This window comes from Streptococcus dentasini (assembly GCF_053206945.1).
In genome coordinates this window covers 57,196-83,416 of record NZ_JBRUHS010000005.1, presented here as the reverse complement: position 1 = coordinate 83,416, position 26,221 = coordinate 57,196, and the positions used below count along the sequence as shown (strand labels likewise).

Annotated in this window: 19 protein-coding genes and 1 pseudogene; 17 read left to right on the top strand and 3 right to left on the bottom strand. The window is 40.8% G+C overall.

Annotation, left to right across the window (positions count from 1 at the left end):
* Positions 1–186 precede the first annotated feature (186 nt).
* The 4 genes and pseudogenes from ACVR1G_RS05460 to ACVR1G_RS05445 all read left to right on the top strand — a co-directional run bounded on the left by ACVR1G_RS05460 (position 187) and on the right by ACVR1G_RS05445 (position 6,648).
* Positions 187–1,332: an acyltransferase family protein gene (locus ACVR1G_RS05460; RefSeq protein WP_447452188.1), complete on the top strand. Its 1,146-nt coding sequence runs from the start codon at positions 187–189 to the stop codon at positions 1,330–1,332.
* A gap of 347 nt (positions 1,333–1,679) precedes the next feature.
* Positions 1,680–3,227 (top strand): cation:proton antiporter domain-containing protein, encoded by a 1,548-nt coding sequence (locus tag ACVR1G_RS05455; RefSeq protein WP_447452187.1) that lies wholly within the window; start codon positions 1,680–1,682, stop codon positions 3,225–3,227.
* Positions 3,228–3,796: 569 nt separating this feature from the next.
* Positions 3,797–5,554: a 1-deoxy-D-xylulose-5-phosphate synthase gene (locus ACVR1G_RS05450; protein WP_447452186.1), complete on the top strand. Its 1,758-nt coding sequence runs from the start codon at positions 3,797–3,799 to the stop codon at positions 5,552–5,554.
* 164 nt (positions 5,555–5,718) lie between these two features.
* Positions 5,719–6,648: pseudogene (locus ACVR1G_RS05445) on the top strand (aldo/keto reductase).
* Positions 6,649–6,817: 169 nt separating this feature from the next.
* Here ACVR1G_RS05445 and ACVR1G_RS05440 read toward each other — a convergent pair.
* On the bottom strand, positions 6,818–7,816 hold the full coding sequence (locus ACVR1G_RS05440) for a LacI family DNA-binding transcriptional regulator (protein WP_447452185.1): 999 nt from the start codon (positions 7,814–7,816) through the stop codon (positions 6,818–6,820).
* Between the two features lie 138 nt (positions 7,817–7,954).
* On the opposite strand from ACVR1G_RS05440, the gene ACVR1G_RS05435 reads away from it, so the two are divergent.
* The 3 genes from ACVR1G_RS05435 to galE are packed head-to-tail and all read left to right on the top strand — an operon-like array spanning position 7,955 to position 11,674.
* Complete coding sequence (locus ACVR1G_RS05435; RefSeq protein ID WP_447452184.1) at positions 7,955–9,130, top strand: galactokinase; 1,176 nt, start codon at positions 7,955–7,957, stop codon at positions 9,128–9,130.
* A 12-nt stretch (positions 9,131–9,142) separates the two neighbouring features.
* Complete coding sequence (galT, locus tag ACVR1G_RS05430; protein WP_447452183.1) at positions 9,143–10,615, top strand: UDP-glucose--hexose-1-phosphate uridylyltransferase; 1,473 nt, start codon at positions 9,143–9,145, stop codon at positions 10,613–10,615.
* A gap of 54 nt (positions 10,616–10,669) precedes the next feature.
* Positions 10,670–11,674, top strand: a complete 1,005-nt coding sequence (galE, locus tag ACVR1G_RS05425) for a UDP-glucose 4-epimerase GalE (protein WP_447452182.1) — start codon at positions 10,670–10,672, stop codon at positions 11,672–11,674.
* A 154-nt stretch (positions 11,675–11,828) separates the two neighbouring features.
* Here the strand turns inward: galE and ACVR1G_RS05420 are convergent, their stop codons facing one another.
* Positions 11,829–12,683 (bottom strand): AraC family transcriptional regulator, encoded by an 855-nt coding sequence (locus ACVR1G_RS05420; protein ID WP_447452181.1) that lies wholly within the window; start codon positions 12,681–12,683, stop codon positions 11,829–11,831.
* Positions 12,684–12,808: 125 nt separating this feature from the next.
* Here ACVR1G_RS05420 and ACVR1G_RS05415 point away from each other — a divergent pair, with 125 nt between their 5' ends.
* The 7 genes from ACVR1G_RS05415 to dexB all read left to right on the top strand — a co-directional run bounded on the left by ACVR1G_RS05415 (position 12,809) and on the right by dexB (position 22,468).
* Positions 12,809–14,974, top strand: coding sequence for an alpha-galactosidase (locus ACVR1G_RS05415; RefSeq protein WP_447452180.1), 2,166 nt, complete (start codon positions 12,809–12,811; stop codon positions 14,972–14,974).
* 60 nt (positions 14,975–15,034) lie between these two features.
* Positions 15,035–16,294, top strand: a complete 1,260-nt coding sequence (locus ACVR1G_RS05410; RefSeq protein WP_447452179.1) for an extracellular solute-binding protein — start codon at positions 15,035–15,037, stop codon at positions 16,292–16,294.
* A 10-nt stretch (positions 16,295–16,304) separates the two neighbouring features.
* Complete coding sequence (locus ACVR1G_RS05405; RefSeq protein WP_447452178.1) at positions 16,305–17,177, top strand: carbohydrate ABC transporter permease; 873 nt, start codon at positions 16,305–16,307, stop codon at positions 17,175–17,177.
* Between the two features lie 16 nt (positions 17,178–17,193).
* Entirely contained in the window at positions 17,194–18,027 is an 834-nt protein-coding gene (locus ACVR1G_RS05400; RefSeq protein WP_447452177.1) for a carbohydrate ABC transporter permease, read from the top strand.
* A gap of 36 nt (positions 18,028–18,063) precedes the next feature.
* Entirely contained in the window at positions 18,064–19,509 is a 1,446-nt protein-coding gene (gene gtfA, locus ACVR1G_RS05395) for a sucrose phosphorylase (RefSeq protein WP_447452176.1), read from the top strand.
* 23 nt (positions 19,510–19,532) lie between these two features.
* On the top strand, positions 19,533–20,666 hold the full coding sequence (locus tag ACVR1G_RS05390; RefSeq protein WP_447452175.1) for an ABC transporter ATP-binding protein: 1,134 nt from the start codon (positions 19,533–19,535) through the stop codon (positions 20,664–20,666).
* A gap of 188 nt (positions 20,667–20,854) precedes the next feature.
* The gene (gene dexB / locus ACVR1G_RS05385; protein ID WP_447452174.1) at positions 20,855–22,468 is read left to right on the top strand and encodes a glucan 1,6-alpha-glucosidase DexB; all 1,614 of its coding nucleotides are present in this window, start codon (positions 20,855–20,857) and stop codon (positions 22,466–22,468) included.
* Between the two features lie 594 nt (positions 22,469–23,062).
* On the opposite strand, the gene ACVR1G_RS05380 is transcribed toward dexB, so the two are convergent.
* The gene (locus ACVR1G_RS05380) at positions 23,063–23,827 is read right to left on the bottom strand and encodes a DeoR/GlpR family DNA-binding transcription regulator (RefSeq protein WP_447452173.1); all 765 of its coding nucleotides are present in this window, start codon (positions 23,825–23,827) and stop codon (positions 23,063–23,065) included.
* Positions 23,828–24,088: 261 nt separating this feature from the next.
* On the opposite strand from ACVR1G_RS05380, the gene lacA reads away from it, so the two are divergent.
* From lacA to lacD, 3 genes are all read left to right on the top strand, one after another.
* Positions 24,089–24,517 (top strand): galactose-6-phosphate isomerase subunit LacA, encoded by a 429-nt coding sequence (lacA, locus tag ACVR1G_RS05375; RefSeq protein WP_447452172.1) that lies wholly within the window; start codon positions 24,089–24,091, stop codon positions 24,515–24,517.
* 30 nt (positions 24,518–24,547) lie between these two features.
* Positions 24,548–25,063, top strand: a complete 516-nt coding sequence (gene lacB, locus ACVR1G_RS05370) for a galactose-6-phosphate isomerase subunit LacB (RefSeq protein WP_447452171.1) — start codon at positions 24,548–24,550, stop codon at positions 25,061–25,063.
* A gap of 157 nt (positions 25,064–25,220) precedes the next feature.
* Positions 25,221–26,201, top strand: coding sequence for a tagatose-bisphosphate aldolase (gene lacD / locus ACVR1G_RS05365; RefSeq protein WP_447452170.1), 981 nt, complete (start codon positions 25,221–25,223; stop codon positions 26,199–26,201).
* Positions 26,202–26,221 lie beyond the last annotated feature (20 nt).

The window sequence follows — 26,221 nt, the reverse complement described above, 5'->3', positions numbered from 1 at the left end:
CTTGCGTGAATGTCTGGCAGCCCATGCGTCTAATAATGGACGTCGAGCCAGATTATTGATAAACTGAAACGTGATAGTTTTACAGCTACAATAAAATTCGTCAAGGCTTCCTTGCAGATCAATAGTTAGTTCTGTCTTATCGGAAGATGGTCAGCAGAGAGTGTAATCGTAAAATAAGAGACTAAGATGGAAATAAAAAAGAAAATAAGACGTTCAAATATAGAGTTATTACGCATTGTAGCTCTGTTTATGATTATTATGTATCATATCGTCAGACACTGTATTAGAGTTCAGCTGGTATCCCCTGAAGACTTGGGGAGAGAGGCAGTAGAAATCTTTAATCAGCCTGTCTTCTATCCCCGCCTGTTAATTTTAAATGTTATTATGACCTTTGGCAGTATTGGCAATGCCTTATTTATCCTAGTTTCTGGATATTTTATGGCCAATAGAGATCCTGATACTATTCAGATTGGAAAGATTTCTAAGAAGCTGCTCTATCAACTTTTATTTGCGGCTACCTTATTGACCTGCCTTTCTCCTTGGCTGCATCACCTACGTCCAGATATATTCTCGGGGCTGCAGCGATTTATGCGAATCAATGAGCGATTTTGGTTTGTCGGTTATTATTTTGTTGTGATTCTTTTTGGGAAACTGTTCTTAAATAAGTTTCTCAAACAATTGGACTACAGACAGTATGCCAGTTTTCTCCTTGTCTTTTTAGCCCTGATAACTTTTTCTTGGACCAATCATATTATGAGATCTTTTGCGACGGGGTTAGAGGTTTTCTTGACAGGAGTCTTTCTCTATTCCTTTGCAGGGTTTGTTAGGAGGTTTGATGTCCTTTCCAGGGTACGGACCTATGTTTTATTCCTCCTTCCTATGCTAGTCTATGCCTTGGTCCTGATTTCTGGTTATAATACTGTTGTAACTAGGATTCAAACCTACATAAAAAGTGAATCTACAGAAGTCTTTCTCCAGCGTATTCCTAACTTTAATAATAGTAGTTTAGTCGTTATTATCGTTGCTATTTGTATTTTTGAGCTTTTCCGACGACTGTCGCTACCAGACAGCAGATTAATAGCCTTTTTGGGACAGTCGACCTTTATGGTCTACCTTGTCCATGACAACCGTTTCTATTATGAACTTTGGAATCTCAGAGACTGGGTAACGACTTTGGCAGCCAGTCCAACGATCTTTATTATCCAGTTGATAAAATGGACTATCTATACCTTTGCGACCGGTGTACTTGCTTATATCTTATATGCACTACTGCACCTTATCTTGAGACGAAACAAGTGGCTGTTGTTGAGATCTGAAAAGAAAATAACATAAATAAGCTATATTTTGCCATAGGCTATATTAGGGCCTGTGGTAATTTTTTAACCCCTAACAAGAGTTGCTAGTTTTTATCAGTTTATCAGTATAGTCTAAGTAGCGATGCTTCGTAGATTCATTTAATTGAACTCATTGGGTGGCTTCTATTTTTGTTATGGTGCTCCAAGTGTTTGCTAGGGGCTTTTGTTCATGTTTTTAACTTCTCCTATGATTCTAGTTTATTTTTAAGTCTAGCCCTACAGCCCTTCTTTCTAGCGTCCTATCTGCTGAAATGTTATAATACGGACTGATTGATCATTTGTTGGGCTGATTTGATTAGTCTGGCTTAGATAGTGGGGAGTAGTATGATAGAAACATTTATTTCACTAACTATTATGACCTTTATATCAGCAGTGACACCGCTTGTAGCTCGTCTGATTCCTAGACAGATTGTGCCAGAGCCTATACTCTTAATCGCTGCTGGAGCTTTTTTGGGGCCGCATGCTTTTGGTCTGATTAATTCAGATAGCGAAGCTTTAAAACTCTTATCTGATTTAGGCTGTGCCTTTCTCTTTTTACTGGCGGGTTATGAAATCGATCCCAAGGTTATCATCGGTAAAGAAGGAAAGAAAGGCTTTTCCACTTGGGTGGTAACCTTTGCGATTGGTTTAGCAGTAGCCATTATCATGCCTGATATCGCATCGGGAAAGCAAGGATTGATTGCAACAGCTTTGCTTTTTACGACTACAGCCCTTGGAACGCTTATGCCCATTCTGGAAGAGAGGGGGTTGACTGGTACTTATATTGGTAATATTATCATTGCTTATGGAACCTGGGGTGAGGTAGCGACGGTGATCGCAATGGCTATTTTGCTCTCGGCGCGCAGTACCTGGCAGACAGCAGCTATTTTAGGTGGTATGCTGCTGTTATGCATTTGGCTAGCCGCCCTAGGAAACCGCGCAGTTCAAGGTGGCGGTGCTCTTTATGAGTTTTTGAAATCTAAGGCAGATACTAATTCACAGATGACTGTACGCATTACCATTCTCTTAATGATTGTGCTTGTCGCCTTCTCAGCTATTTTTGATCTTGACATCGTTTTAGGAGCTTTTGCTGGGGGATTTGTCCTGCGTTTCGTGCTTCCTGAGGACAGTCATTTGCTGGAAAAAAAACTCAATGGTATTGCCCATGGCTTTTTGATTCCTCTGTTTTTTGTCATGTCCGGCTGTACAATTGACTTAATGGCGGTTTCTGAACGTCCTGGACTCCTCCTTGCCTTTATTTTGGCCTTGATTCTAATCCGAGCTCTACCGATTATTTTTTCTCTGTCTTTGGAGAAGGACTCAGACCGAAAATTATCCTTGCACAATCGATTTTCAGTCGCCTTTTACTGCACAACAGCCCTGCCTTTGATTGTAGGGATCACTGGAATTGCTGTTAAGGACGATTTTATGTCCAGCGAGATTGCCTCTGTTTTAATTGCTGCCGGAGCTATTACTGTTTTTCTAATGCCGTATTTAGGAGCTCTCGCTTACAGGGTTGTGGATGCTGAGCCAATCAGTGCAGTGAGAGAGATTTTCCACTCACCAAGAGAGGTCAGCGCTATTTTGCATAAACACTTTGAGCAGGAAAGAGAGTGGACTCGGCGGTATCAGGATTATGCTGCTAAGCGGATCGCTTGGGGTCTCGATTCTATTCAAAATCCTGATGAACGTAAGGAGCTGAGAGATATCCTCCTGAAAAATCGTGAAGAATTTCAGGCCTTTCGTCAAAAGCAGCTGGCGCATCAAAAAGATTTATATGCTAAGCAGGCAGAGTCCGTCAAAGAGGTCTATAAAAAGTATCATGATGGTGATGTGCCTAATGATCATTTTTTACGGTTGCTAGAAAACAAGCATTATAAACAAGATGATTAAAAGTCAGCTCTAGTCTGGTTGATAAAGGAGCTGTGATTTTTAAAGATGGCTAGGGGAATCTGGCTAGCTGTAAGTCTAAATCTAAATAACAAAGAGAGCTATGGGATTGTTCTTGACAGCCTGTAGCTCTTTTTTGTGAAAGTTCCTGCAAATCGACTCTATTTTAGTACCTCTTATCGCTTTATACTTGCTTCCAAAGAAAATCGCATAAAATTAGGTGGCAAGTTGCAGACGGCCTGAGGTTGAATAAAAAGTAATTAAGTTTTTGAATAAATTCTTGATAAGGGCCGACTGACTTTACTATCGGCGAAGACCTACACGACAAAGGCAAGGATATTTTAAAATATCCTTGCCTTTGTCGTGCCTAGCCCTAAATGCTGATTTGATGGAGGTCAACTATTATACTTAGTAGGTTATGTTGAAAATGCCAGATATTGAAAGTCAGAAAACATTATTTTTATATAAAAAACTTTCATACTACTGTTTTAAGAGGCTTTAGAACAGACTTGACTTGGAGTTAACTCTAAGGGGTATACTAAAATTAGTCTATAAAGAAAGGGTTTGTAATCATGTTAGAAAGAATTCAGTCACCCGCTGATTTAAAAGATTTAACAACTGATGAACTGCAAGCAGTCGTCGATGATGCTCGCAGGGTTCTTTTGGAAAAGCTCAGTCAACACGGCGGTCATAACGGTCCCAATCTGGGGATAGTTGAAATGACAGTAGCGATGCACTATGTTTTTAATTCGCCGATCGATAAGTTTATTTTTGACGTTTCCCACCAGACCTATGTCCATAAAATGCTGACAGGGCGCAGCCAAGCCTTTATGGATCCAGATCATTACAATGACGTTTCGGGCTATACAAATCCTAAGGAGAGTGATCATGATTTATTTACGGTCGGTCATACATCGACCTCCTTGGCTCTAGCCTCAGGTGTGGCACGGGCGCGTGACCTGAAAGATGAGACTTACAATATAGTAGCTGTTATCGGAGATGGCTCATTGTCTGGCGGTCTTGCCTACGAGGGCCTTAACCAGATTGCAACATCAGGGACCAATACCATTGTGATTGTCAATGATAATGATCAATCGATTGCTCCTAATCCCAAAGGGGGAATTTATACGGCCTTGCGCAGTTTGCGTAAAACTAAAGGCCAAGCAGCAGATAATATCTTCCGTGCACTTGGGTTTGACTATCATTATCTTGATGAAGGAAATGATGTCCAAGCCTTAATTGCTCTTTTTCAAACAGTCAAGGACGCCGATTACCCTGTTCTTCTACATGTTCATACGATGAAAGGAAAGGGATTTAAACCGGCTGAAGTCAATCGTTCGAGTTTCCATGCCGGCGGGCCATTTAGCCTAGAGACAGGGAAGTATCTGAAGCAGGTCAGTGATAGGCCAACCTACAATAGCGTCACAACAGCTTTTGTTGCTGATAAGATTGCTAAGGATCCTAGCGTCATTGTGCTCAATGCCGGAACGCCTGGTATTATTCTGTCTATGGAGCAGCGTCAGAGTGCGGGACGTCAATTTGTTGATGTGGGCATTGCTGAGGAGCAGGCAGCAACAATGGCAACGGGCCTGGCTAAGAATGGCGCTAAACCTGTCTGGGCTGTAACTTCGACCTTTTTCCAACGTACTTATGATCAGCTTTCCCACGATATGGCACTGAACAATCAGCCGGCTACAATCTTGGTGTACGGAGCTTCTTCTCAAGCTATGAATGATGAGAGCCATCTTGGTTTCTTTGATATTCCTTTCTTGTCTCACATTCCTAACATGGTTTATTTGGCTCCAACCAATAAAGAAGAACACCTAGCAATGCTGGAGTGGGCAATTGAGCAGCAAAAACACCCAGTTGCCATCCGTGTACCAGTTGGTGATGTAAAAGAGACTGGAGTGCCTGATGGAACCGATTATTCCATTTTGAATAAAAATCTAGTTACTCAAAAGGGAGAGGATGTTGCCTTATTTGGTCTTGGTAATTTCTATCATATAGCTTCTGATCTAGCGGTAGTATTGCAGGAAAAACATGGCATTAAAGCGACTCTTGTTAATCCAAGATTTGTAACGGGACTGGACAAAGCGCTCTTGAACTCCCTATCAGCAGATCATCAAGTAGTTGTCACCTTAGAAGACGGCCTGCTTGAAGGTGGCTATGGTCAGACCATCGCTAGTTATCTGGGAAATACTGATCTCAAAGTACAAAACTATGGTATTGATAAGCACTTCCATGATCGCTATAATCGTCAGGCCTTGCTGGCGCAAAATGGTATCACCCTTGATAACATTGTTGATAATATCTTGGCAGCTCTGAACTGATAAAGGCGGCTGTGCCAGTGCTTGATTGTTTTGAGGGATTGTACTATGATGTGGTTAGCTGTAGTATAGGTTTATGGCGTTGATATCAGCTCTGCTAAACTAGTTTTTTAGCTGTTATTGAGTTTTGCTATAAAAATTTTTATATCCGATAAGGAGGAGACATTATGAAAACATTGAATATTGTTAAGGGGCCGCAAGAAGTTCCTGCTATTGTTCAAGGATGTATGCGCATGCCTGATTTGAGCGATCAAGATGCCGCTCAGGTTATCAAAACAGCCTACGAAGCTGGTATCACTTTCTTTGATCATGCCACTTGTTATGGAGAAGATGGCGCTGCCGAACGCAAATTTGGTCAAGCCTTTAAGCTAACTGGTCTCAAGCGTGAAGATATCTTCTTACAATCTAAATGCGGCTTACGCTTTGAGCGCAATGAATTTGATTGAACAAAGGAAAATATTTTAACCAGCGTCGATGAAAGTTTGGAGCGCTTGCAGACGGATTACTTAGACTCCCTTTTGCTTCACAGACCAGATGTCCTCTTTGATCCTGAAGAAGTGGCTGAAGCTTTTGATGAGTTAGAGCGTACAGGCAAGGTTCGTTATTTTGGTGTCAGCAACCTGATGCCTCTGCAAATTGAATTACTTAAAAAGTATGTTAAGCAGCCTCTTGTCTTTAACCAACTGCAGCTTTCTTTGGAACAATCGCAGCTCATTGATCAGCCCCTTTACATGAACAATAAGGAAACCGAAATGTCTGTCAACCGTGATGGCGATGCGCTGGATTACTGTCGTCTGCATGATATTACCATTCAAGCTTGGTCACCGCTTCAATATGGTTTCTTTGAAGGAACTTTTGTTAATAATCCTAAGTTCCCAGAACTAAATGAAGTTTTGGAAAAATTTGCTCAGCGTGAAGGCGTTACAAAAGCAGCCATCGCTTTGGCTTGGATTTTGCGTCACCCTGCAAAGATGCAGGTCATCATTGGCAGTATGAATCCGCAGCATATTGAAGAGGCCGCTCAGGCAAGTAAGGTAACTTTGTCCCATCATGATTGGTATGAACTCTACTTAGCTTCTGGAAAATATTTACCATAAAAACTAATGAAGGCTCTGTTCGGATGAATAGAGCTTTCATTAGTTTTTTACTGGAGTGAAATAGATGACAGAAATGAATAAAGAAGGCATGAAATCTAGGTTAAGGATTATATGATTTCATGCCTTTCTTTTTCTTTAATTTTTCGTTAATACTTTCCAAGTTTTATCGCTATAAACTACTGTTTCTCAGTGTCAGTTTAGTGGCTAATCTGGTCAAGGTTGGGATGGTTTCACTATTCAGGATATGACGGTTGAGGACATCAACAGCACAGCGCCCCATGTCTTTTGTATAGACAGTAACGCTGCTGAGACTGGGAAAAACCTCTTTAGCCAGAGGGGTATCGTTAAAGGAGATGAGACTGACGCGGTTAGGTACAGAGAGATTGGCCTCTTGCAGGGCTCGTAAGGCTCCAATAGCTAAAGTATCATTGGCAATGAAGAAAGCAGCAGGGAGATTTTCTTTGAGGTCTTTAATAGCCTTTTTCATTAGCTGATAGCCTGATTGACTAGAAAATTCTCCCTTAAAAATGATTCGGTCATCAAAGATATTTTTTTCGTAGGCATAGGTTTTAAAGATTTTCAGTCTTGGATCGTTAAGCAATGCAGCGTTGTCGGCAGTTTTTTCTTGACCAGCAATCATGCCGATTTTATTGATACCTTTAGCAAGGAAGTAATCGATAACGCTGGTGACAGCATGTTCAAAATCAGTTGTCACACAGGAATGCCCAGCAGTTAAGGTGTCGCTGTCCACAAAAACAATAGCATTACTATAGGTTTCCAGTTCCTTAATTTGTGTCTGGCTGTATTTGCCAATAGCTATCAGGCCAGCGACCTCTTGGCCTAGCTGAATGGGTTCGCTTTGAAAGAAACGTAGAATATCGTAGCCCAGTTCTTGGGCCCTTTTTTCAACTCCAGTCCTGATAGCGTAGTAATAAAGGTCATTGAGTTCTTCCTCTTGGCTGTACCACTGGACGACAGCGATTTTTTGTCGAATTTTAGTAAAATTTCCGCTTTTTTGATGTCTGGTATAACCCAATTCATCGGCGACACTTAAAATGCGGTGTCTGGTTGTCTCACTAACAGAAAGGGTTTCATCACGATTGAGTACCCTAGAAACGGTAGCAGGAGAAACCTTTGCAAGCTTGGCAATATCTTTTAAAGTTGCCATTGATATCCATCCTATCTTTATTTTAGTCATAACCAGTATAGCACAAGTAATAAGATTAGTAAAAATTTAGTAAAATTATTGACGACAGCGATTTCACTGGATAAAATAAAATTAATAAAAATCGAATGGAGAAAATTTATGGATAGTAGAAGTTTAAATCAAGCTTTTGAGGAAATTTTTAAGCAGCAAGCAGATGCTACCTTCTTTTCACCCGGACGCATTAATCTAATTGGTGAACATACAGATTATAATGGAGGTCATGTCTTTCCAGCAGCTATTTCACTAGGAACCTATGGTGCTGCTCGCAAACGGTCGGATCAGACTCTGAGATTCTATTCTGCCAATTTTTCTGAGGTTGGAATTATCGAAGTTGACCTAAATCATCTGGTTTATGACTCAGCAGATGGTTGGACCAATTATCCTAAAGGGATGATTAAGTTTTTACAGGAAGCTGGACATGTGATTGACACTGGACTTGACCTTTATGTCAACGGAAATATTCCCAATGGTTCTGGCCTCTCCTCGTCTGCTTCCTTGGAATTATTAGTGGGAATTGTCGCTGAGGAACTTTACCAACTCAAGCTTGAGCGTCTTGACTTAGTCAAAGCTGGTCAAAAGACTGAAAATGATTTTATTGGTGTCAATTCTGGTATTATGGACCAGTTTGCTGTCGGGATGGGAGCTGATAAAAGGGCCATTTATCTGGATACTAACACCTTGGAATACGACCTAGTTCCGCTTGATTTAGGTGATAATCTGATTGTTATCATGAACACCAATAAACGGCGTGAATTGACTGATTCAAAATACAATGAACGCCGGTCTGAGTGCGAAAGGGCAGTAGAAGAGCTGAACAAGAAACTTGCGATCAAGACACTGGGCGAGTTAGATGCCAAAACTTTTGATGAGTATTGCTATCTTATTAAAGATGCTGACCGCATCAGGCGGGCTCGCCATGCTATCTGGGAGAATCAACGAACCCTGCAGGCTCGTAAAGCTTTGGAGTCTGGTCAATTAGCAGAATTTGGCCGCTTAATTAACGCTTCTCATGTTTCCTTAGAACATGATTATGAGGTAACCGGTCCTGAGTTGGATACCTTGGTTCATGCTGCCTGGGAACAAGAAGGCGTTCTCGGAGCTCGGATGACGGGTGCTGGATTTGGTGGTTGCGCTATCGCTCTGGTCGCCAGAGATAAGGTGGAAACTTTTACACAAGTCTTAGAAAAGATTTATACTCAAACCGTTGGTTATGCTCCTGCCTTTTATACTGCAGAGATTTCGCAAGGAGCACATGTCTTGTCGCGTAAACATTAAAGGGAATCTAGTATGACAAACTTAATAGATGCTTTTGTAGAGAAAATTATTGCTAATAGTGATTACCAAGAGATTGACAGTCTCTATCTCCACAATCGAATATTGGCTTTGGTCGGAGAAGACGGCGTCAATAAAGAGATCGGGCTGACGGATTTGATTGAACTCAAGGAAGCTTTGCTCCAGGTGGCTGTGGCGAATGGAAAGGTGGGAACTTTAGCAGAAGAAAAGGACTGTCTGGGAGCAGAATTGATGAATTTTATCACCCCGGCTCCTAGTAAGGTCAATCAAGACTTCTGGCAGACCTATGGCGACTCTCCGATGCAAGCCATTGCTGATTTTTACCGACTAAGCAAGGCTAATGACTATATTAAGGTAGCAGCTATCGCTAAAAATATTGCCTATCAAGTGCCTTCGGCTTACGGTGATATTGAAATTACCATTAATTTATCCAAACCTGAAAAAGACCCCAAGGCAATTGCTGCAGCTAAGAAAGTTAAGGCGTCCTCCTATCCCAAGTGCCAACTTTGTATGGAAAATGAGGGATATCAGGGTCGGATTGACTATCCAGCCAGAGCCAATCATCGCATTATTCACCTAGATTTGTTAGGACAGGAATGGGGCTTTCAATATTCGCCCTATGCTTATTTCAATGAACATTGTATCTTTTTAGATCGCCAGCATATCCCTATGCAGATCACAAGAAGAACTTTTGAACAACTTCTAGAGATTGTGGATAAATTTCCCGGTTATTTTGCAGGTTCGAACTCTGACCTACCTATCGTTGGGGGATCTATACTGACCCATAACCACTATCAGGGGGGACGTCATGTTTTCCCTATGGAGAAGGCAGAGCTTGATTATACTTTTTGCTTTAAAGATTTTCCTGATATTAAAGCTGGAATTGTCAAATGGCCTATGTCGGTCATTCGTTTGACGGGGAAGAATAAAAGCCGTCTTGTGGCCTTAGCAGAAGAGATTCTCCAAGCTTGGCGACACTATAGCGATCCCGAAGTGGATGTAGTAGCTTTTAGTCAAGAAGGTTCTCACCATACGGTAACTCCGATTGCCAGAAAACGCAACAGCCAGTTCGAGTTGGATATAGTTCTCCGCGATAACCATACATCAGATCAGTATCCAGATGGTGTCTACCATCCTCATGCCGATGTTCAGCATATCAAAAAGGAAAACATTGGCCTAATTGAGGTCATGGGGTTGGCTATTCTCCCACCTCGTCTAAAAGAGGAATTGGTTGAGGTTGAAAACTATCTGATAAATCAGTATAATGAGATTGCTGACTATCACAAGACTTGGGCGGATGAGTTAAAAAGCTCTGTCAATGTTAGCGTTGGTAATGTGCATCAGGTCGTGCAGCATGCCGTTGGCCAAGTTTTTGTTCGTGTGCTGGAAGATGCGGGTGTCTATAAACGAAATTCAGATGGTCAACTGGCATTTAGACGCTTCCTTGAAACCATTGGCATAGACTAAGCAAATGAATCAAATGATGAAAGGGAGGGCTTAAGCCCTAGTGTATCTTGTAAAATGGCAATTTTAGTTCTTGGAGGAGCTGGTTATATCGGCTCTCACATGGTGGATTACCTAGTCCAAAAAGGGCAGGAAGAGGTTGTAGTGGTGGACAGCCTAGTGACAGGTCACCGGGCTGCTGTCCATCCATCTGCCAAGTTTTACCAAGGAGATCTAGCAGATCAAAATTTCATGCGGCGGGTCTTCAGGGAGCATCCTGACCTTAATGCCGTTATTCATTTTGCGGCTTTTTCTCTGGTGGCTGAGTCTATGGAGAATCCCCTTAAGTATTTCGATAACAATACAGCCGGGATGATTAAACTTTTAGAAGTCATGCATGAATTTGACATCAAGCACATCGTTTTCTCGTCAACCGCAGCAACTTATGGCATTCCAGAAGAAATTCCTATCAAGGAAACAACGCCACAAAGACCTATCAATCCTTATGGCGAAAGTAAGTTGATGATGGAGACCATTATGAAATGGTCCGATCAGGCTTATGGGATTAAGTTCGTGCCTTTGCGATATTTCAACGTTGCTGGGGCTAAGCCAGACGGCTCTATCGGTGAAGACCATGGACCTGAAACCCATCTGCTGCCCATCATTCTTCAAGTGGCTCAAGGGGTGCGGGAAAAAATCATGATTTTTGGGGATGACTATGATACTCCTGATGGCACTAATGTGCGTGACTACGTTCATCCTTTTGACTTAGCATCGGCCCACTTACTCGCCCTAAATTATTTGCGTCAGGGAAATCCATCTACCGCCTTCAATCTAGGTTCGGCGACAGGCTTTTCTAACCTGCAAATTTTAGAAGCTGCCCGCAAGGTCACAGGTAAGGAAATTCCAGCTGAAAAGACTGACCGCCGGCTAGGAGATCCTGATACTTTGGTTGCAGATTCGACCAAGGCCAGAGAGGTTCTCGGCTGGGCACCTGAATTTGATAATATTGAAAAAATTATCCAAACTGCTTGGGCTTGGCATTCCAGTCACCCAAAGGGTTATGACGATAGAAATGCATGAAACGGTAAAAACTCCTAGTCTGGCTATACGTTAGCGACTAGGAGTTTTTTGTAATTTTATTCTAAAAATTCATAAAGAAATTTACTAGGAAACTCGCGGACTTCAAGTAGTCAACTACTGTTTTTAAACTGGAAAGGTGTAAAGTTTTTTTAATTCACTCTTTAGGAGGATTAACTAATTTTTTCAATTGCTCCTTGCGGAAGCAGCTGGGATTTTTCTTGAAGTATTTTTTAAAGACTTTGCTAAAAGCTAAAACATCGGTGAAGCCAACAGAATGAGCAATCTCTGTTATGGTTAAGTTCGTCTTTTTTAGTAGGCTAGCTCCTTTTTCCATACGTACTTTTAGTAAATATTTTTTGATGGAATAGCCAGTTCGTTCTTTAAAGATTTTGTAGAGATAGCTCCGATTGAGATTCAATTTTTTGGCTATTTCAGAAACTTTCAGCGGTTGATCATACTGGCTGTGGATAATTTTCAAAACCTGCCGATTATAATTTTCAATCTGTTGACCGTCATCTTGGTTAATTGGGGGAAACTCTTCCAACAGGCTGGCCAACAATTGGTAGAGCTGAGCCAAAAGCCGTAATTCATTGATCGTTGTTAAAGAACGATCATCGCTATCAAAAAGTTCCAATAATTGTTTCAGGATAGCCGAATCTAATGAAGAGTGGGCATAGTAGTCGGTCATGAGGGACGTTTGTTGGAGGAGGGAGTCTGCTCTAGATCCACTAAAGCCTATCCAAAGGTAAGTCCAAGGCTCTTTTCTATCAGCTTGGTAAAAGCTAACATGATTTTTGGGTAACAAAAATAAGTCTCCCGTTCCTAGAGATACAGATTTTCCGTCTACCCGAAGGTTTCCCTGACCGCTAATGATAAAATGTAGGACATAGTTATCACGGGTACTCGGTCCAAAAGAATAGCCAGAATCACAAGCTTCAGCACCATAGTGGTCAATATTGAGGTCAATGTGGTTGCTGTCAAATTCATTGTAGGTATTTAAAACATTCATTTTAGCCCTCCTTGTCTTTAGGCAACATTATACCATATAAAGGAAACATAGGACTATATAATAAAGCGCTTACAACGATTATAATAGAGAAGTAAACGAGTAGATTACTTAGAAAGGGTATGTCTATGGGAATTAAGATTGAAGGTAATCTATTTTATATAGAAGCGCAGACCTCTTCAATGATTATTGAACAAAAGAATTCTGATTTACTGTTAAGGCATCTGGGAAGGAAAATCTCCCAATATCATTTTTCTAATAGGGTTCATGAACGCGATCATGCTTTTTCTGGAAATCCCGATCCAAACGTCAGAACCTATAGCTATGACACGCAGCGACAGATTCTAGGGACTCACGGTTTTGGTGATTTTAGGCAGCCAGCCTTAGTCCTGCAGCATGGTAATAATGCTTTGAATCAGTTCAAATTTACCGAGGCTAGGGTCATAGAAGGCGTAGTGGTGGCCAGTGGCTTACCGAACCCGTATTCAGCTGAGGGGGCTGAAACCTTGGAATTAAGCTTGGTTGATGACCTTTCCCAAACAAGGGTCAAACTTTACTATACAACTTATTCTGGGCGAGACACCTTATCGACTTTTATTCGGATTGAAAATTTTTCTAAAGAAAAAGTTATCCTTCACCGTATCTTATCGACCATGTGTGATTTGCCAGCTGCTCCTTATGATGTAATCAGTCTCCAAGGAGCCTATGCCAGAGAAAAAACAGTTCGAAGGCAAGCGGTTGAACAGGGAACTTTTTCCATCAGTTCCAATCGGGGGGCTTCTGGCCATTCGCAGACACCTGCTCTAATTTTGTGTGAACAAGAAGCTAATGACTATTATGGTGAATCTTTAGCCTTGCAACTCCTCTATAGTGGGAATTTCCAAGCTTTTGTTCAGCAGAATCAGCTCAATGAAATCCGTTTGGGAATAGGTATCAATGATGAGAATTTTGCTTGGGAACTAAAGCCAGGCGAGACTTTTGATACTCCTGTAGCCCTGATTAGCTATAGCGATCAAGGATTGACAGCTCTTAGCCAAGAGAGCCAGTCCTTTGTTCAATCCCACATCATTCCCCAGCAATTTGCAGATGTTGAACGTCCTATTCTCATCAATAACTGGGAGGCAACCTATTTTGATTTTCAAAAAGACAAATTGCTTCAGTTAGCAGATGAGGCCAGTCAGTTAGGGATGGAGCTTTTCGTACTAGATGATGGTTGGTTCGGCCATCGTTTTGATGATAATCGGGCTCTGGGTGACTGGTGGGTAAATGAAGAAAAATTGGGGGGCAGCTTAAACCAGTTGATTGCTGATATCCATGCCAAAGGCTTGAGATTTGGCCTCTGGGTTGAACCTGAGATGATTTCCGAAGATAGTAATCTTTATAGGAAGTATCCCGACTGGGTCATTCAGGCAGCTGGACGCAGCCACACCTATTCTCGCAACCAGCTTGTTCTAAACTTTGCAAACCCTGAAGTAGTAGAGTATATTAAGCTAACTTTTGATGATATCTTGCGTCGGCATGCCATCGACTATATCAAGTGGGATTACAACCGTAATATCACCAATGTTGGTAATGGTGATACCTATCTGGAGACACAAATGCAATCCCATGCTTACATATTGGGACTGTACGAGGTTATTGATTATCTGACAAAGAAGCACCCGCAAGTTCTTTTTGAGAGCTGCTCGGGCGGTGGTGGCCGTAATGACCTTGGAATGATGCGATATTTCCCACAAGTTTGGGCTAGCGATAATACAGATGCTATTTCTCGCCTGTCTATTCAGTATGGATCTTCTTATCTTTACCCAACAATCTCTATGGGAGCTCATGTGTCAGCTGTTCCCAATCACCAGATGGGAAGGGTTACACCGCTTAAAACACGAGGCCATGTCGCTATGATGGGTAATCTCGGCTATGAGTTGGATTTAACCAAGCTTTCTGACTTAGAAAAGGAAGAAATTGCTAATCAAGTTAAGCGATATAAGGCTATCCGTCCAACCGTTCAAAAAGGGAGGTTTTACCGCCTTCTTAATCCAAGCAGAGGGGCTAATGAGATGGCTGTCCAGTTTAATGATGACAAGCAGGTGGTTCTTACTTATGTCCGCATTTTGTCCACGATTGAGACCATGGAAACAACCCTCAAGCTAAAGGGATTGGATCCGGACGCAACTTATAAATTGGTAGATGAGGATAAGTCTTATTCGGGTGCTGAACTTATGTATGCTGGTTTGACCATGGTTCTTCCTCAAGGCGACTACCTCAGTAAGCAACTTTATTTTGTAAAAGAAACTTAGACAGACTTAATCGCCTGTCTTCTAGCCCTAATAGAATTTTGGAAGAATGGAGGCTAATTGATGAAATGGTTTAACCAAGTAAAATTCATTCTAGGCTTAGGAATGGTAGTATTGGCGGCTGTATTTTTAACGGCCTGTCACAAGGATTCCTCGCCTAGTGGAAAAGTAACGATTGAATATTTCAATCAGAAAAAGGAAATGTCCAAGACCTTGAAGGCAATTGCCAAGGATTTTGAAAAGGAGAATCCTAAGATTCATGTCAAGGTTGTCGATGTACCCAATCCTGGTGATGTCTTAAAATCACGGATGCTCTCAGGTGACGTCCCCGATGTCATTAATATCTACCCACAAAATGTTGATTTCCAAGAGTGGGCAAAGGCGGGTTATTTTGAAGATATGACCCATAAGTCCTATGTTAATAATATTAAAAATAACTATGCCCAGAAGTATGCTATCAAGAAAAAAGTTTACAATGTTCCTCTCTCCGCTAATGTTTATGGTATCTACTATAATAAGACAGCCTTTGCCAAACTTGGTTTAAAGGTGCCAGAAACTTGGAATGAATTTGAAAGCTTAGTTGATGCCATCATCAAAAACAAGCAAACACCATTTGCCATCGCTGGTTCTGAAGGTTGGACGCTTAATGGGTATAATCAACTGGCCTTTGCAACCTCAGCGGGTAGCAGAAAAGTAGTCAATGATTATCTGCGTTTTTCAAAACCTGATTCGATTAAAGCTAGTGATCCTTTGATGAAAAAGGATATTGAACGCCTCGACCTTCTGCGTAAAAAAGGGGCTCTCCAAACCAATTGGCAAGGTGCCAGCTACAATGATGCCTTAGTTAGCTTCGCTAAAGGAGATGCCTTAATGACGCCAAATGGTTCTTGGGCCTTGACCGTTATTAAACAGCAGGATCCGAATTTTGAAATTGGTACCTTTGCATTTCCAGGTGAAAAGAAAGGAGATTCTCTAACTATCGGCGCAGGTGACTTGGCTCTTTCTATCTCCTCTAAAAGTAAGCATAAGAGTGCAGCTAATAAGTTTGTGGCCTATATGACAACAGCTAAGGCTATGCAGAAATACTATGACATTGATGGCTCGCCAATTGCGGTTAAGGGTGTCAAAGAAAAATCTGATTCCGAGTTAGCCAATCTTAATAAGTTAGCCTTCACCAATCGTCACTTGGTTTGGTTAGCTCAAGATTGGACCAGCGAGAACGATTTCTTCACCTTGACCAGCAACTATCTGACAACTGGTAATAAGCAAGGTTATGCCGATGATTTGAATGCCTTCTTTAATCCCATGAAGGCGACGGAATAGGAGGAAAGTCATGCAGTTTAGAAAATTTTTCAACAAATATTGGGGCTGGTCATTTCTGATTATTCCTCTACTTTTACAGGCTATTTTCTTCTATCTGCCTATGATTCAGGGTGCTTTTTATAGTTTGACTGACTGGACGGGCTTAACCTACAATTTCCATTTTGTTGGTCTCAACAACTATAAGATTTTGGCCACAGACAACAAGTTTCTGTCCGCTATTGGATTCACCCTGATTCTGACTGTTTGTCTCATCGTTGGTGAGATTGCTTTGGGGATTTTCATTGCTAGGGCTCTCAATTCAAAAATCAAAGGACAGACCTTCTTTAGGGCTTGGTTCTTCTTTCCAGCAGTTCTGTCTGGGTTGACCGTTTCCTTGATTTTTAAACAAGTTTTTAATTACGGTCTGCCTGCTATCGGTTCTGCCCTGCATATTGACTTTTTGAAGGTCAGTTTATTAGGGACTAATGCAGGTGCTATTTTCTCCGTTATCTTTGTCCTCTTATGGCAAGGATTAGCCATGCCAATTATTATTTTTCTATCGGGTCTGCAAAGTATTCCATCTGAAATTATTGAAGCAGCTGAAATTGATGGAGCAAGCAGTCGCCAGATTTTTTGGAGTGTAGAGTTGCCCTACCTCCTTCCAAGCATCTCGATTGTCTTTATTATGGCTCTGAAAGCAGGGCTAACTGCCTTTGACCAAATTTTTGCCCTGACTGGTGGTGGACCAAATGACTCTACGACATCTCTAGGACTCTTGGTCTATAACTATGCCTTTAAGAATAATTCTTATGGCTATGCCAATGCTATTGCTCTTGTTCTCTTTGTCATTATCGGTATCATTTCTATTTTGCAAATTAGACTGTCTAAAAAGTTTGAAATTTAAGAGGAGGTCTATGAAAATGAAAAAACATAAAACTCTTGATAATTTTTGGAACTATGTCCTTCTCAGCGCTGGCGGTTTTCTTATTTTAATACCCTTACTGGTTACCGTTTTTAGCTCCTTTAAAACCACTAAGGATATTATGGAGAATTTTTTCTCCTGGCCAAATCCTTTTACCTTAGATAACTATCAAAGACTCTTAAATGATGGTATTGGTAGTTACTTCTGGAATTCCACCATTATCACCGTTGTTTCGGTCGCTGTTGTTATGCTCGTCATTCCAGCAGCAGCTTACTCCATTGCTCGCAATATGTCTCGTAAAAAAGCTTTTGCCGTTATGTACAGTCTTTTGATTCTTGGAATATTTGTACCTTTTCAAGTCATTATGATTCCTATTACTGTGATGATGAATCGGCTTGGTTTAGCTAATATATGGGGGTTGATTATACTCTACCTAACCTATGCTATCCCTCAGACTCTTTTTCTCTATGTTGGATATATAAAGATGAGCGTTCCAGATAGTCTGGATGAAGCGGCAGAAATTGATGGAGCAGATAGGTTCACGACTTATTTCAAAGTTATCTTTCCCATACTCAAACCTATGCATGCGACGACCCTCATTATCAATGCTCTCTGGTTCTGGAATGACTTCATGTTACCCCTCTTGATTTTGAACAAGGATTCCAAACTTTGGACCCTGCCTCTCTTCCAATACAATTATACCGGTCAGTATTTCAATGACTATGGACCAAGCTTTGCGTCCTATATTGTCGGCATTATCACTATCACCATCATCTACCTGCTCTTCCAAAAGCATATCATTTCAGGAATGAGCAATGGTGCTGTCAAATGATAACTAAAAGCTAAGTGAGTTAGAAAAGAGGTTGCGATGACACTAACAAATAAAACGATGTTAATTACCTACTCAGATAGTTTAGGTAGGAACCTAAAAGAGCTGGATGAAAATATCGGCATCTATTTTGGAGATGCAATTGGAGGCGTCCATCTCCTGCCTTTCTTCCCCTCGACAGGAGATAGGGGATTCGCTCCAGTTGATTACGATAAGGTGGATTCTGCTTTTGGTGACTGGGATGATGTCAAACGTTTAGGTACTAAATACTACCTGATGTTTGATTTTATGATTAATCATATCTCCCGTCAATCTAAGTATTATAAGGATTTTCAAGAGAAAAAAGATGCTTCTGACTATGCGGATTTATTTCTGCGCTGGGAAAAATTCTGGCCGGAAAACCGTCCAACCCAAGCAGATATTGATTTAATTTATAAACGTAAAGACAAGGCTCCTATGCAGGAGATTGTCTTCGCCGATGGAACCAAAGAACATCTCTGGAATACTTTCGGAGAAGAGCAGATTGATCTAGATGTTACTAAAGAAGTGACCATGGACTTTATCAAAAAAACCATCGAGCATCTAGCAGTCAATGGTTGTGATCTCATTCGCCTGGATGCCTTTGCCTACGCCGTGAAGAAATTGGATACTAATGATTTCTTTGTCGAACCAGAAATTTGGGATCTCCTAACCAAGGTACAGACAATCGCCAAGGAAGCAGGGGCGGATATCCTGCCGGAAATACATGAGCATTATTCTATCCAGTTCAAAATTGCTGAGCATGACTATTTCATTTATGATTTTGCCCTTCCAATGGTAACCCTCTACTCTCTTTATAGCGGTAGGGTGCAACGTTTGGCAGATTGGCTGGCTAAAAGTCCTATGAAGCAATTTACTACGCTGGATACCCATGATGGCATTGGAGTTGTAGATGTTAAAGATATCTTGACAGACGAGGAAATTGCTTACACTTCCGATCAACTCTACAAGGTTGGAGCCAACGTCAATCGCAAATATTCAACGGCAGAATATAATAACCTCGATATTTATCAAATCAACTCGACCTACTATTCAGCCCTTGGTGACGATGACAAGAAGTATTTCTTAGCTCGTCTCATTCAAGCTTTTGCACCAGGGATTCCACAAGTTTATTATGTTGGACTTTTGGCTGGGAAGAACGATCTGAAGCTCTTGGAAAAAACCAAGGAAGGTCGCAATATCAATCGTCATTATTATAGCAGTGAAGAGATTGCTCACGAAGTTGAACGGCCAGTTGTCAAAGCTTTGATCAAACTGTTTAGCTATCGCAACAACTCTCAAGCTTTCGACTTAGACGGCAGCCTTGAAACGGAAGTTCTAGACGACCACACCATCGTTATCAAGCGTTCTAATCAGGACAAGAGTGCTTTAGCTCAAGCTGTTATTAATTTGCAAGATTTAACCTATCAGGTCACTGAGAATGGTCAAACCATTACATTTGAATGAGAAGGAGTTAGCAGAAGAAGCCTATGGTAGAATTAAATTTAAACCACATTTATAAAAAATACCCTAATAGTAGTCACTATTCTGTAGAAGACTTTGACCTCTCCATCAAAGATAAGGAATTCATCGTCTTTGTCGGTCCTTCTGGCTGTGGTAAGTCGACAACCTTACGGATGGTGGCTGGCTTAGAAGATATCAGTAAGGGGGAGCTTAAAATTGATGGCAAAGTTGTCAATGATTTAGCTCCCAAGGACCGTGATATCGCCATGGTTTTTCAAAACTATGCCCTTTATCCCCATATGACAGTCTATGATAATATGGCCTTTGGTTTAAAATTACGGAAGTATTCCAAGGAAGATATTGATCAGCGGGTTAAAGAGGCCGCTCAAATTCTTGGCTTAACCGAGTTCCTTGAAAGAAAACCAGCTGACCTCTCTGGCGGTCAACGTCAACGGGTTGCTATGGGACGAGCTATCGTTCGTGATGCCAAAGTCTTCCTAATGGATGAGCCCTTGTCCAATTTGGATGCCAAATTGCGAGTTTCCATGAGAGCCGAAATTGCCAAGCTGCATCGTCGGATCGGCTCCACAACCATCTATGTTACCCATGACCAAACCGAGGCTATGACCCTAGCCGATCGGATTGTCATCATGAGTTCGACTAAGAATAAAGATGGTTCAGGAACCATTGGTCGCGTTGAGCAAATCGGGACTCCTCAAGAACTTTACAACCAACCTGCTAATAAATTCGTAGCTGGTTTTATAGGTAGTCCTGCCATGAACTTCTTTGAAGTTACAGCTAAGAAAGACTGTTTAGTTGGGGAAGCAGGTTTTGAAGTTGCTCTTCCTCAAGGTCAGGCTAAACTCTTAGAAGCTAAGGGTTATTTGGATAAAAAGCTTATTTTTGGTATTCGTCCAGAAGATATTTCCGCCAGTCATATCGCCCTTGATACCTACTCGAATGCTATTGTAAAAGCTGAAGTTCAGGTCTCCGAGTTACTGGGCGCTGAAACTATGCTTTATCTCAAACACGGAACTTATGAATTTTCATCTCAGGTTGAAGCTCGCGATTTCCATAAGCCAGGTCAAGAAGTCAAGTTAGCTTTTAATGTGGCTAAAGGACATTTTTTTGATAAAGAGACTGAAAAAGTTATCCGCTAAGCCTTTCTTATTTAATCAGTTGATAAAATAGTGGCTATAATAACCTAACTGCTCAGGAGTACCTTGAGCAGTTAGCGATAGTCATTCAATAGTAACCCCCAATCTTTTTGAGGATTTTATAATTTATTTGCCTTAAAAAGGTATAGTAACCTTTTATGAAAGTTTTTTAATAGAAGTGAGGAAGTATTATGGAAAAACATTGGTGGCATAAAGCGACTGTTTATCAGATTTATCCTAGATCTTTCATGGACTCAAATGGTGATGGTATTGGGGATCTGCAAGGTATTATAAGTAAATTGGATTATTTACAAAGGTTAGGTATCACAGCCATTTGGCTATCTCCTGTTTACCAGAGCCCCATGGATGACAATGGTTATGATATTTCAGATTATGAGAGTATAGCTGATATCTTTGGGAATATGGCCGATATGGAAGAGTTATTAACTAAAGCTCAGCAACGAGGGATCAAGATTATCATGGATTTGGTGGTTAATCATACATCTGACGAGCATGCTTGGTTTATTGAAGCTAAAGAAAATCCTAGTAGCCCAGAGCGAGACTTCTATATCTGGCGGGATCAACCGAATGATTTGCAGTCTATCTTTGGTGGCTCCGCCTGGCAATATGATGAAAAATCAGGTCAGTACTATCTCCACTTTTTCAGTAAGAAACAGCCTGATTTGAATTGGGAGAATAACCAGCTCCGCCAGAAGGTCTACGATATGATGAATTTCTGGATTAACAAGGGTATCGGTGGTTTTCGTATGGACGTTATTGACATGATTGGAAAAATTCCTGATCAGGGTATTTCGACCAACGGTCCCAAGCTTCATGATTATTTAAAAGAAATGAATCGAGCGAGCTTTGGTTACCACGATTTAATGACAGTTGGGGAAACTTGGGGAGCTAGCCCTGAAATTGCCAAACAGTATTCCAATCCCGACCATCATGAGCTTTCTATGGTTTTTCAGTTTGAGCATATTGGTCTGCAGCATAAACCTAATTCTCCTAAATGGGATTATGAAAAGGAACTCAACGTTCCAGCTCTTAAAGAAATTTTTAATAAGTGGCAGACTGAGCTTGAGCTAGACCAAGGTTGGAATTCTCTCTTTTGGAATAACCACGACCTTCCTCGGATTCTCTCCATTTGGGGTGACACCAGTACTTATCGGGAAAAATCTGCTAAAGCTCTAGCTATCCTCCTGCATTTAATGCGAGGTACCCCTTATATCTACCAAGGAGAAGAAATCGGTATGACCAATTATCCTTTTACTGACCTTGAAGAAATTAATGACATTGAATCACTCAATTTTGCGCACGAAGCTCTAGAAAAAGGACAAGATATGGCCTCTATCATGGACAAGATTAGGATGATTGGGCGGGATAATGCTAGAACTCCGATGCAGTGGGAAAGTATTAGTCAGGCAGGATTTTCAAGTGCAGCAACCACCTGGTTACCTGTGAATCCTAATTATAAAACCATCACTGTCGAAGCTGCTTTGGCAGATCTCGATTCTATTTTCTACACCTATCAGAAACTGATTCAACTTCGTAAGGATAATGATTGGCTAATTGAGGCCGATTTTGAACTTTTAGAAACAGAGGATAAAGTCTTCGCCTATAAACGTGTCTTAGGTCAAGATAGTTATCTGGTTGTCGTCAATCTATCAAATCAAGAGCAAAATTTTACTTGGTCAGGCTCCTTTGAGGAAACGATCATTACGAACACAGATATCCAAAAAGCTCTTGCTAATCAGAAGCTTCAGCCTTGGGATGCCTTCTGCCTGAAATTCAGTAGTTGATTTGAAAGTTTATGCAAACCGATTTAATAGTGATAAAGCTAGATACTAAAACCATCTTGTCTTACTATCTAGCTAAATTTTGCAGAAATATTTGAATGGAAGTGAGCTAAGAGGGTAAGACTACAGCAGCTTAAATATGACTTCTAGAGAAGAGGGTATTTAAGTTTGTCGCCTTGAAACCTTATCATATAGATACTTTTGAACGATGTCCCAGAACACTTTCGTAAACTCCTAGGGGAGGATAACAGTCGAAGAGTCAATATTATGTCTGGGACCTTGATTGGCATCGGTCACTTAGTTTATTTGTCACTACTAAAGCAGCCGGGTATAGATCATCCTATAAATGCTAACTTTATTGACTGCATTCCCCATCCCGATTCCTTCTGAATTGGCTGTATTTAAATGCTGTCTGGGCTTCTCTGCCTTATTTATCTCCAACTCTGAGTATAAAACATAGACATATACTTGACTTATACTTTTAGATATAAAACTGCCACCGAGACAAAATTTTGGTGGCAGTTTTGATTTTTTAAATTAGTCTTCTTCTCAAAAGCTAGGGTTACTAGTGAAACTGACCGACTTTGCTCAACTAAGCTACTCTTCATTGGCTTTTAAAACATGAGTTATTTTCTCATATTCGGTCTTTATATTGTCGCTTAGTTTTCCATCAGTGATGACATAATCAAAATTGCTGGTCTTATAAAAAACAAAGAAATCGTAAGAATTAAATTTCTGGTGGTCAACCAGCAGAAACTTTTCTATGGCTTTATTGAGAGCCAGCTCTTGGATGGTACCTTCTGATTCGCTGTAAGTTGCTACAGCATCTCTGTAGATGGCGTTGGCACTGATAAAAGCTTTGGAGAAGGTCAGTGAGGTAACATTGGTGCTGGCAAGGGAGCCTACAAAGGCTCCTGTAACCGGTCGATATTCGCCACCAATCAGTAAAAGATCAATATTGGAACTATCTTTTAAGATATCAAAAATGGGCAGACTGTTAGTAATAATACGCAAATTGCGATCTACTAGTTCTTGTGCTAGAAACTCCAGCGTCGTTCCAGGTCCGATAAAGATTGTTTCTCCATCTTGGATTCGCTTGGCGGTGAATGTGGCAATCTGTTTTTTTTCTGTCACTTGTACAGATTGCTTTTCTAGGTTTGTTTTTTCCTGTCGATTTAGATTATTGATACTTTGGGCACCGCCGTGGATTCTGATAAGGCGGTGCTCTTTTTCGAGTTCAGCCAGGTCGCGGCGGACAGTCATATCAGAAACTCCTAAAGCTTCCATAATATCGTTAACTGTGATGATAGTTTGTTGGGACAACTGTCCCAGTATCCAGTTTAAACGCTCTTTTTTTATCATTCATATAACTCCTGTTCATTTCTTTTGAAGCTATTATAGCATAACGAAATCTAAATATCACATTTATAAACAAAAAAGAACAAAATTATTTCGAAAAGACCTACAAAAATATCTCGTTAAAATAACTATAAAATCAATAAAGGAAGGGATTACAGAGTTGTTTTTGAAACAAACAAAAATAATCAGTTTTTTCTTGACAAAATGTTTGTAATGGTTTATCATTACCATGTAACAAACAAAAACAAACAAAGGAGAACGAAGATGGCTATTGTACTTGGTGCCGATAAGGCGGGAGAAAGACTAAAAGAGCTTATCAAGGCTTATCTGCAAGAAAAAAATTTTGATGTCCTTGATGTTAACGATGGAGCTCAAGAGGATTTTGTTGATGTAACCTTAGCAGTTGCTAGCAAGGTTAATGAAACAGATGACAATTTAGGTATAGTAATTGATGCTTACGGAGCTGGTCCCTTCATGGTAGCAACCAAAGTTAAAGGGATGATTGCAGCAGAGGTATCGGATGAGCGCTCGGCTTATATGACACGTGCTCACAATAATGCCCGCATAATTACTATGGGAGCTGAAATTGTCGGTGATGAGTTAGCTAAGAATATTGTTAAAGGTTTTGTCGAAGGCCACTACGATGGCGGCCGCCACCAAATTCGTGTGGATATGCTTAATAAGATGTGCTAAGAGAAGTAACTTGAACTGGAGGATCTAAAAATGAAAATTGCTATCGGTTGTGATCATATCGTCACAGATGAAAAAATGGCTGTCTCAGAATTTTTAAAATCAAAAGGGTATGAGGTACTTGATTTTGGAACCTATGACCATGTTCGAACCCACTATCCTATCTTTGGGAAAAAGGTCGGCGAAGCTGTTGTCAGCGGTCAAGCTGATCTTGGCGTTTGTATCTGTGGTACTGGTGTTGGTATTTCTAACGCAGCTAATAAAGTACCAGGGGTACGTTCTGCATTGGTTCGTGATATGACCTCTGCCCTTTATGCTAAAGAAGAACTTAATGCTAATATTATCAGTTTCGGTGGAAAAATTACCGGTGGTCTTCTAATGAATGATATTATTGAGGCTTTTATCAAGGCTGACTACAAAGAAACCGACGAAAATAAAAAATTGATTGCAAAAATTTCTCATCTGGAAAGCTCAAATGCTAATCAGGCTGATCCAAATTTCTTTAAAGAATTTTTGGACAAGTGGGATCGCGGAGAGTACCACGACTAATGCTTATACTCTTTAAAAATCAGAATAATGTACTGTTGACTTCACTGTAATCAGGCATTGTCCACAGACTATCACTCAGTTGGATTTTGATTTTCCTTTGGGTATTAATAAAGAATTATAGACCGTAATCTTAATCTAGAATATAAGAGGAGTAAAAATGGTATTGACAGAACAAAAACGTAAGTATATGGAGAAATTAAGCGATGATAAGGGAATCATCTCAGCTTTAGCCTTTGACCAACGCGGTGCCTTGAAACGTTTGATGGCTGAGCATCAGGATGAGGAACCTACTGTTGCGCAAATGGAAGAGTTAAAAGTCTTGGTTGCGGAAGAATTGACTCCTTATGCGTCATCAATGCTCTTGGATCCAGAGTACGGCCTGCCTGCAACGAAGGCTCTTGCGGAAAATGCAGGTCTCTTGCTGGCTTATGAAAAAACAGGTTACGATACCTCAAGTACCAAACGTTTGCCAGACTGCTTGGATGTCTGGTCCGCTAAGCGTATCAAAGAACAAGGGGCAGATGCTGTTAAGTTCTTGCTTTATTATGATGTAGACAGTTCTGATGAGCTTAATCAGCAAAAACAAGCTTATATTGAACGCGTTGGTTCTGAATGTGTGGCAGAAGATATCCCTTTCTTCTTAGAAATTTTGGCTTATGATGAAAAGATTGCCGATGCAAAGAGTCCTGAGTATGCTAAAGTTAAACCTCATAAGGTTATTGAAGCGATGAAGGTTTTCTCAGATCCACGCTTTAACATTGATGTTCTCAAGGTTGAAGTTCCTGTTAATATGAATTATGTTGAAGGTTTTGGTGATGGAGAAGTTATCTATAGCAAAGCAGAGGCGGCAGCTTTCTTTAAACAGCAGGACCAAGCAACCAATCTGCCTTATATCTATTTAAGTGCCGGTGTTTCTGCTAAATTGTTCCAAGATACGCTTGTCTTTGCCCATGATTCAGGAGCCAATTTCAATGGCGTTCTCTGCGGCCGTGCTACTTGGGCAGGCAGTGTCAAAGATTACATCGAAAAGGGAGAAGAGGCTGCTCGTGAATGGTTGCGGACAACAGGGTTCCACAATATTGATGAACTCAATAAAGTGCTGCAAGAGACAGCAACATCATGGAAAACAAAAGTTTAATGTTTTTGAAAAGGAGGAAC

Coding starts and splice junctions, on each gene's coding strand:
- ACVR1G_RS05440 (WP_447452185.1), bottom strand. CDS start 7,816: ATGGCAACTTTAAAAGATATTGCCAAGCTTGCAAAGGTTTCTCCTGCT.
- dexB (WP_447452174.1), top strand. CDS start 20,855: ATGGAAAAACATTGGTGGCATAAAGCGACTGTTTATCAGATTTATCCT.
- ACVR1G_RS05435 (WP_447452184.1), top strand. CDS start 7,955: ATGGATAGTAGAAGTTTAAATCAAGCTTTTGAGGAAATTTTTAAGCAG.
- gtfA (WP_447452176.1), top strand. CDS start 18,064: ATGACACTAACAAATAAAACGATGTTAATTACCTACTCAGATAGTTTA.
- galT (WP_447452183.1), top strand. CDS start 9,143: ATGACAAACTTAATAGATGCTTTTGTAGAGAAAATTATTGCTAATAGT.
- ACVR1G_RS05460 (WP_447452188.1), top strand. CDS start 187: ATGGAAATAAAAAAGAAAATAAGACGTTCAAATATAGAGTTATTACGC.
- ACVR1G_RS05390 (WP_447452175.1), top strand. CDS start 19,533: ATGGTAGAATTAAATTTAAACCACATTTATAAAAAATACCCTAATAGT.
- ACVR1G_RS05450 (WP_447452186.1), top strand. CDS start 3,797: ATGTTAGAAAGAATTCAGTCACCCGCTGATTTAAAAGATTTAACAACT.
- ACVR1G_RS05420 (WP_447452181.1), bottom strand. CDS start 12,683: ATGAATGTTTTAAATACCTACAATGAATTTGACAGCAACCACATTGAC.
- ACVR1G_RS05415 (WP_447452180.1), top strand. CDS start 12,809: ATGGGAATTAAGATTGAAGGTAATCTATTTTATATAGAAGCGCAGACC.
- ACVR1G_RS05455 (WP_447452187.1), top strand. CDS start 1,680: ATGATAGAAACATTTATTTCACTAACTATTATGACCTTTATATCAGCA.
- ACVR1G_RS05380 (WP_447452173.1), bottom strand. CDS start 23,827: ATGATAAAAAAAGAGCGTTTAAACTGGATACTGGGACAGTTGTCCCAA.
- lacB (WP_447452171.1), top strand. CDS start 24,548: ATGAAAATTGCTATCGGTTGTGATCATATCGTCACAGATGAAAAAATG.
- lacD (WP_447452170.1), top strand. CDS start 25,221: ATGGTATTGACAGAACAAAAACGTAAGTATATGGAGAAATTAAGCGAT.
- ACVR1G_RS05410 (WP_447452179.1), top strand. CDS start 15,035: ATGAAATGGTTTAACCAAGTAAAATTCATTCTAGGCTTAGGAATGGTA.
- ACVR1G_RS05400 (WP_447452177.1), top strand. CDS start 17,194: ATGAAAAAACATAAAACTCTTGATAATTTTTGGAACTATGTCCTTCTC.
- lacA (WP_447452172.1), top strand. CDS start 24,089: ATGGCTATTGTACTTGGTGCCGATAAGGCGGGAGAAAGACTAAAAGAG.
- galE (WP_447452182.1), top strand. CDS start 10,670: ATGGCAATTTTAGTTCTTGGAGGAGCTGGTTATATCGGCTCTCACATG.
- ACVR1G_RS05405 (WP_447452178.1), top strand. CDS start 16,305: ATGCAGTTTAGAAAATTTTTCAACAAATATTGGGGCTGGTCATTTCTG.